We start from the raw sequence: 6,311 nt of genomic DNA, 5'->3' as shown, positions 1-6,311 counted from the left end.
CTGCAACGCATGGAGAAAAGTCCCACTTCGCCCCCGTTTTTCCGGCTGTGGCTACGGCCACAGTCCTCAAAATCGGCGCCGAATTGGGCTCTTTTCCCACGCGTTTCGCTTCGATGCCTTCTGCCGCGCAGGCTCCTAGCCATATCGGCGCACAAGCTCCAGCGCCTGCAGCATCAACCGGAATGGCCGCCCTCGCCCGGAAATCTGGTTCACGGTGCCGGTGAGCGTGACATTCATTTCCGGGCAGTGAAACGCAAAAGCACCTGATATGCCCGAGTGACCCAGAAGTTCGGGTGAGGCCCGCCAGGGCGAGAAGACACGCGGCAACCGAAAGCGCAACAGCCCCACTCCGGACTGCAGGGGAAAGAAAATGCGGCACCAGTCCTGCATCTCATCCATGTCGCCACGCGGGACCAAACCGCCATCAAAGAAGGCCTGGGTAAACATCTGCATGTCGCGTGCGGTGGAGACCACCCCACCGTCTGCCGGCATGCAAGCCATGGCGTTTGGCACCTCCAGCACGGAGGCACCGTGACGCAGGGGCATGGCAGACACGCCCGGTCCAAAGAACCGCGTGGCATTCAGCCCCAGCGGAACGGTGATCAAACGCTGCAGCGCCTCCGCCAGGGAAGTGCCACACACGCGTGCAATCACCTCACCCAGCAGATAGAAATTGGTGTCGGCATACAAGGCGCGCCGACCCTCTCCTGGCGGAAAATGCGGCCTCATCTCGTCCCGCGCCCAACCCAGTACCTCTGGCAAGCCGTAGCTCATATCTCGCCCGGCCAGCAGACCGTCAGACAATCGGCTGCCATCACGCCGTCGGCCCTCAAAATAGTCTGGCAGACCCGAGCGGTGCGACAGCAGGTGTCTCAGCGTGATCCGGCTGGTCAGGTCCTGCCCGCGCCAGCGGTGCAAGCCTGTGAGCATTCCTTCCGGAAAGTGGTCCACGATCGGGTCATCCAGCGACAAACGACCTTCGGCCCTCAGGCGCAGGATCATCGCCGTGGTCAGCAGCTTGGAGGTGGAAGCCACGAAATACGGGGTATCCACCGAGACAGGCACGCCCGCCCAGAAGCCGGCAGATGCACACAGCAGATCGGCCTCCCGCGCGACACACAGCACGGCCTCCTGAACCTGCCCGCGGCCCAGTTGGGCCACGACCAGTTGCTGCAACCGGTCGCTCAGATCCAAATCAGGCTGCGCCGATGTTCGGCACCAGTGCGCCGGGGTTCTGCCCCCCGCGCTGCGCTGCGGTGAAGGCCAGCATGCGGTCGATTGGCACTCGCGCGCGCTCGATCAGTGCGGCGTCCACCTCGATGCGGTTCAGGCCTTTCTCCAGCACCTGCGCCACGCCGGCCAGCCCATTCATGGCCATCCATGGGCAATGCGCGCAACTCTTGCAGGTGGCGCTGTTGCCGGCCGTCGGCGCCTCGATGAACACCTTGTCCGGGTTTTGCTGGCGCAGCATGTGCATCATGCCGTTGTCGGTGGCCACGATGAATGCGGGTGCGTCCATCTCGCGCGCGGCTTTAAGAATCGCCGAAGTGGAGCCCACGGCATCTGCCAGCGCGATCACGTCGGCCGGGCTTTCGGGGTGCACCAGCACCTTGGCCTGCGGGTACTCCTTTTTCAATGCCTCCAGTTCGAAGGCCTTGAATTCGTCGTGCACGATGCACGAACCGGTCCACATCACCATGTCGGCCCCGGTTTCACGCTGGATATAGCCCCCCAGATGCTTGTCGGGCGCCCACAGAATCTTGTGCCCCTTGTCCTTCAGGGCACGCACAATGTCCAGGGCGCAGCTGGAGGTGACCAGCCAGTCCGATCGCGCCTTCACCGCCGCGCTGGTGTTGGCATAAACCACCACCGTGCGGTCGGGGTGGGCGTCACAGAACGCGCTGAATTGATCTATGGGGCAGCCCAGATCGAGCGAACAGTTGGCGTCCAGGTCGGGCATGAGCACGGTTTTTTCCGGGCTGAGGATCTTGGCCGTTTCGCCCATGAAACGCACACCAGACACAACCAGCGTCTGTGCCGCATGGTCGCGGCCGAAACGGGCCATTTCAAGGGAGTCGCTGACGATGCCGCCGGTCTCCACCGCCAGGTCCTGCAGGTCCGGGTGCACGTAGTAGTGCGACACCATCACCGCATTGCGTTCCTTGAGCAACTGGCGGATGCGCTCCTTGAGTGCGGCGCGCTGCTTCGGACCGGGTTCTACCGGGACACGCGCCCAGGCGTGCTGCGTGGGGCACGCGGGTTGTTCGTATTCGACGTCGATCACATCAATGGAATCGCTGGGTGTCATGGTGGTCTGCCTTGCGTTCGTGCAAAAGGTCAACGTGCTTCAGAGCGCTTCAAAGCGCATTGAAAAGTCGATCGCCTTGATGTCTTTGGTGAGGGCGCCTATGGAAATGCGGTCGACGCCGGTTTCTGCAAGCGCACGCACGGTCTGCAGGTTCACGCCACCCGAAATCTCCAGGATGGCGCGCCCGGCGTTGCGGCGCACCGCTTCATTCAATGTGCCCAAGTCCATGTTGTCCAGCAGCACCATGGTCGCACCGCACGACAGTGCTTCATCCAGCTGCTCCAGGGTTTCCACCTCGATTTCCACGAAACGGGCCTGAGGCGCTGTGTCCCGCACCCGCTGCAGCACGGCGGCCACGCCGCCCGCAGCTGCGATGTGGTTTTCCTTGATCAGCACGGCGTCGTAAAGACCCACCCGGTGGTTCACACCGCCTCCGATGGTTACCGCGTACTTCTGGGCCAGTCTCAGTCCGGGCAAAGTCTTGCGGGTGTCCACGATCTGTGCACGCGTGCCCGCCACAGTCGCCTTGTAGATGGCCGTCTGGGTGGCCACAGCCGACAGCAGCTGCAGAAAGTTGAGCGCGGTGCGTTCGGCCGTGAGCAGCGGCTGGGCATGGCCTTCGATTTCCAGCACCACCTGATCGGCGGCACAACGCTGCCCCTCCTGCACGTGCCAGCGCAACCGGGCCTGCGGATCACAGGCCAGCAACGCTGCCTCCACCCAGGGCGCACCGCAGATCACAGCGTCTTCGCGCGCCACGATGCGGGCCCTCGCCTGGCGTGAACTGTCCACCAGGGCCGCCGTGAGGTCGCCGTCGCCCACATCTTCAGCCAGGGCCCTGCGCACATCGGCGAGCGCGAGCTCCGCCAGATCGCTCGCACTGAAGTCAGAGAGGTGTTTCATGGTGGTCAAGCATAAGGCAACGCTGCACAATCCATGCGCGGCGTGCGCAGCCATGGGAACTTGATGAGCATTGGCAGAACGGGATCGAATATAGTGCCCCCCATCTGCGGTCCCGAGCCCACAGGGAATATCCATGACCTCATCAACCACCTCCGCCCCGACCACCGGCACGCCCTACGGCACGCTGCCATCGGCTTCACCGCTGCCGCAGCGCAAACCGGTGAGCCTGCCGCGCCTGCACGAAATGCGAGAAAGGGGTGAGAAGATCACCATGCTTACCGCCTACGACGCCACATTCGCAGCGGTGGCCGATGCGGCTGGCGTGGAATGCATTCTGGTCGGCGATTCGTTGGGCATGGTGTGCCAGGGCTTGTCCAGCACCGTCGGCGTCACGCTGGAGACGATGCGCTACCACACCGAAAGCGTGGTGCGTGGCCTGCAACGCGTGCAGGCGACGGCATGGGTGATCGGTGATTTGCCGTTCGGCAGCTATCACGAATCGAAAGAGCAGGCATTGCGCAGCGCCGCCGAACTGATGCGCGGCGGCGCTCACATGGTCAAGCTCGAAGGTGGCGGATGGACCGCCGAAACTGTGCGCTTCCTGGTTGAACGCGGCATTCCGGTCTGTGCCCATCTGGGCCTCACCCCACAGACCGTACACGCCCTGGGCGGCTACCGGGTGCAAGGTCGGGGTGACGCATCCGCCCTGCAGCTCAAGCGGCAGGCGCTGGAGTTGCAGGACGCCGGCGCGGCGATGCTGGTCCTTGAAATGGTACCGGCCCTGCTTTCTAAAGAAATCACCGAGCAGCTCAAGACGTGTCACACCATCGGCATTGGTGCGGGCAAAGACACCGCCGGTCAGGTGCTGGTCATGCACGACATGCTGGGCATCAATCTGGGCAAGAACCCGAAGTTTGTGCGCAACTTCATGGATGGGCAGGCCAGCGTTCGCGATGCGATGGCAGCCTATGTGGCGGCCGTGAAAAATGGCAGCTTTCCCGACAATGAACTCCATGCGTGGTGAGAAATCCGTGCATGGAGCACGACAAATATTGACCGACAAGTCCAACCCCGATGGCGATTTTCCTGCCATTCATTGGGAAAGCTGAGACATCATGAAAATCGTCCATACGATTGACGACTTGCGCGCAGCCTTGCGCGCCTACGACTCGCCGGCCTTCGTGGCCACCATGGGCAATTTGCACCAAGGCCATCTGGCGCTGGTTCAAAAAGCCAAACCGTTGGGTGACGTGACGGTGGCCAGCATCTTCGTGAACCGTCTGCAGTTTGCGCCCCACGAGGATTTCGACACCTACCCCCGTACATTGCAGGCCGACTGCGCCCAGTTGGCCTCTGCCGGTTGCGACGTGGTGTTCGCCCCGTCTGAGAAGGATCTTTACCCAGAACCTCAATGCTTCAAGGTACACCCGCCGCCTGAGCTGGCCGACATCCTCGAAGGTCATTTTCGCCCCGGGTTTTTCATCGGTGTTTGCACGGTGGTGATGAAGCTGTTCCATTGTGTGTTTTCCGAAGCCAAAGGCCCACGCCACGCCGTGTTCGGCAAGAAGGATTACCAGCAGCAGATGATCATCCGCAACATGGTGCGGCAATTCGCCCTGCCGGTGAACATCGTTGGCGCGGAGACGCAGCGCGCAGAAGATGGCCTGGCATTGAGCTCACGCAACGGATACTTGAGCGAAACCGAACGGGCCGAGGCGGTACAGCTGTCGCTGGCCTTGCGTTCCCTGGCTCGCGATGCGCTGGCAGCCGCCGACGGACTGCCAGCCCAGCGGCTGGCGCTGGAAGAGCGTGCCATGCACGCGTTGACGCAGCGCGGGTGGCAGCCCGACTACCTCACGGTTCGTCGGCGCAGTGACCTCCAGACACCACAGGCGCAAGATGCCACCACAGCCCAGAGCCTGGTCGTGCTTGGTGCGGCCCGGCTGGGAAATACGCGGCTGATCGACAACTTCGAGGTGTAGGCCGAATCCTTCGACGGGGTGCCCGACACTCGGGCACGCGAACCCATGTCGCCAAGCCGTTACCAGGTCAACGCCGCTTCCTGCTTGGGGTCGCGCCCCATGAGCACTGCCAGGGCCTGCAACGGCAACAGCCGGCCATCGAGCAGGTCCACCACGGCTTCGCTGATCGGCATGTCCACGCCGAGCAAGCGCGCACGCTGCACCACGGTCTGCGCGCTGTACACCCCTTCGGCAACATGCCCGAGCGAGTCAACCGCCTCCCGCAGAGTCAGCCCTTGTGCCAGCAACTGTCCAACACGCCGGTTGCGAGACAGGTCACCCGTGGCCGTCAGCACCAGATCGCCCAGGCCCGACAGACCCATGAAGGTGTCAGCGCGTGCGCCCAGCGCCAATCCCAGCCGGCTCATCTCTGCCAGTCCGCGGGTGATCAAGGCTGCTCGAGCATTCAAGCCCAGCTTCAGGCCATCGCAAAGACCGGTGGCGATGGCCAGCACGTTTTTCACGGCGCCGCCCACCTCCACGCCGACCATGTCGTCGTTGGCATAAACCCGCAGCGCAGGGCCATGAAAGGCCGCCACCAGCGCATCGCGCACGCTCACGTGCTCACTGGCCGCCACCAACGCTGTGGGCTGCCCCAAGGCCACCTCTTGCGCGAAACTGGGGCCACTGAGCACCCCTGCCTTGAGCGATGGCGCCACGTCGGCCCGAATTTCGTGACCCAGCAGGCCAGCTGGCTGTTGGGAACCTTGCGGCTCCTCGAATCCTTTGCACAGCCAGGCAACAGGGCCCGGGTGGTCGCGCAATCCGGTCAGCATCCCACGCAAGCCGGCCATGGGCGTGCCGATGATCACCAGGTCCGCCTGGCCGAGGCGCTGCTGGACCAAGGCAGACACCGCCTCCAAAGGCACGGCTTCCACGTTCAGGCTTTGTGGAAACACCACGCCCGGTAGGTAGCGGCGGTTTTCGCGCCCCGACTGCATTTCCAAGACCTGCGCAGCGTCGCGCGCCCAGAGACTCACGTTGCGATCAGCACCTGACAGTCGCGCCGCGCTGACCGCCAGCGCGGTTCCCCAGGCACCCGCGCCGAGCACAACAATCTTCATTGCGCCAGACCCAGC

General features: G+C 63.4%; 6 protein-coding genes. 2 read left to right on the top strand and 4 right to left on the bottom strand.

Annotation, left to right across the window (positions count from 1 at the left end; translation table 11 throughout):
* Positions 1-135 precede the first annotated feature (135 nt).
* Genes Q7V46_RS12630 through nadC form a run of 3 tightly spaced genes read right to left on the bottom strand, consistent with a single transcriptional unit; the run spans position 136 to position 3,211 of the window.
* A complete protein-coding gene (locus tag Q7V46_RS12630; RefSeq protein WP_304913890.1) occupies positions 136-1,176 on the bottom strand; it encodes a serine hydrolase in 1,041 nt (346 codons plus the stop codon).
* A gap of 19 nt (positions 1,177-1,195) precedes the next feature.
* Positions 1,196-2,308 carry a quinolinate synthase NadA gene (gene nadA, locus Q7V46_RS12625; protein WP_304913889.1) on the bottom strand — a complete coding sequence of 371 codons (1,113 nt, stop codon included), beginning with the start codon at positions 2,306-2,308 and terminating at the stop codon, positions 1,196-1,198.
* A gap of 39 nt (positions 2,309-2,347) precedes the next feature.
* A complete protein-coding gene (nadC, locus tag Q7V46_RS12620; protein ID WP_304913888.1) occupies positions 2,348-3,211 on the bottom strand; it encodes a carboxylating nicotinate-nucleotide diphosphorylase in 864 nt (287 codons plus the stop codon).
* 133 nt (positions 3,212-3,344) lie between these two features.
* Between nadC and panB the strand changes: the two genes are divergently transcribed.
* Positions 3,345-4,235 (top strand): 3-methyl-2-oxobutanoate hydroxymethyltransferase, encoded by an 891-nt coding sequence (panB, locus tag Q7V46_RS12615; RefSeq protein ID WP_304913887.1) that lies wholly within the window; start codon positions 3,345-3,347, stop codon positions 4,233-4,235.
* 91 nt (positions 4,236-4,326) lie between these two features.
* Entirely contained in the window at positions 4,327-5,193 is an 867-nt protein-coding gene (gene panC / locus Q7V46_RS12610; protein ID WP_304913886.1) for a pantoate--beta-alanine ligase, read from the top strand.
* A 59-nt stretch (positions 5,194-5,252) separates the two neighbouring features.
* On the opposite strand, the gene Q7V46_RS12605 is transcribed toward panC, so the two are convergent.
* Positions 5,253-6,296 carry an NAD(P)H-dependent glycerol-3-phosphate dehydrogenase gene (locus Q7V46_RS12605; RefSeq protein ID WP_304913885.1) on the bottom strand — a complete coding sequence of 348 codons (1,044 nt, stop codon included), beginning with the start codon at positions 6,294-6,296 and terminating at the stop codon, positions 5,253-5,255.
* Between the last annotated feature and the right edge of the window lie 15 nt (positions 6,297-6,311).

The sequence above is a fragment of the Hydrogenophaga sp. genome, assembly GCF_030651625.1.
GTDB lineage: Bacteria > Pseudomonadota > Gammaproteobacteria > Burkholderiales > Burkholderiaceae_C > Hydrogenophaga.
The sequence above is the reverse complement of the archived record's forward strand: the minus strand, read 5'-3'. Positions and strand labels throughout refer to the sequence as shown.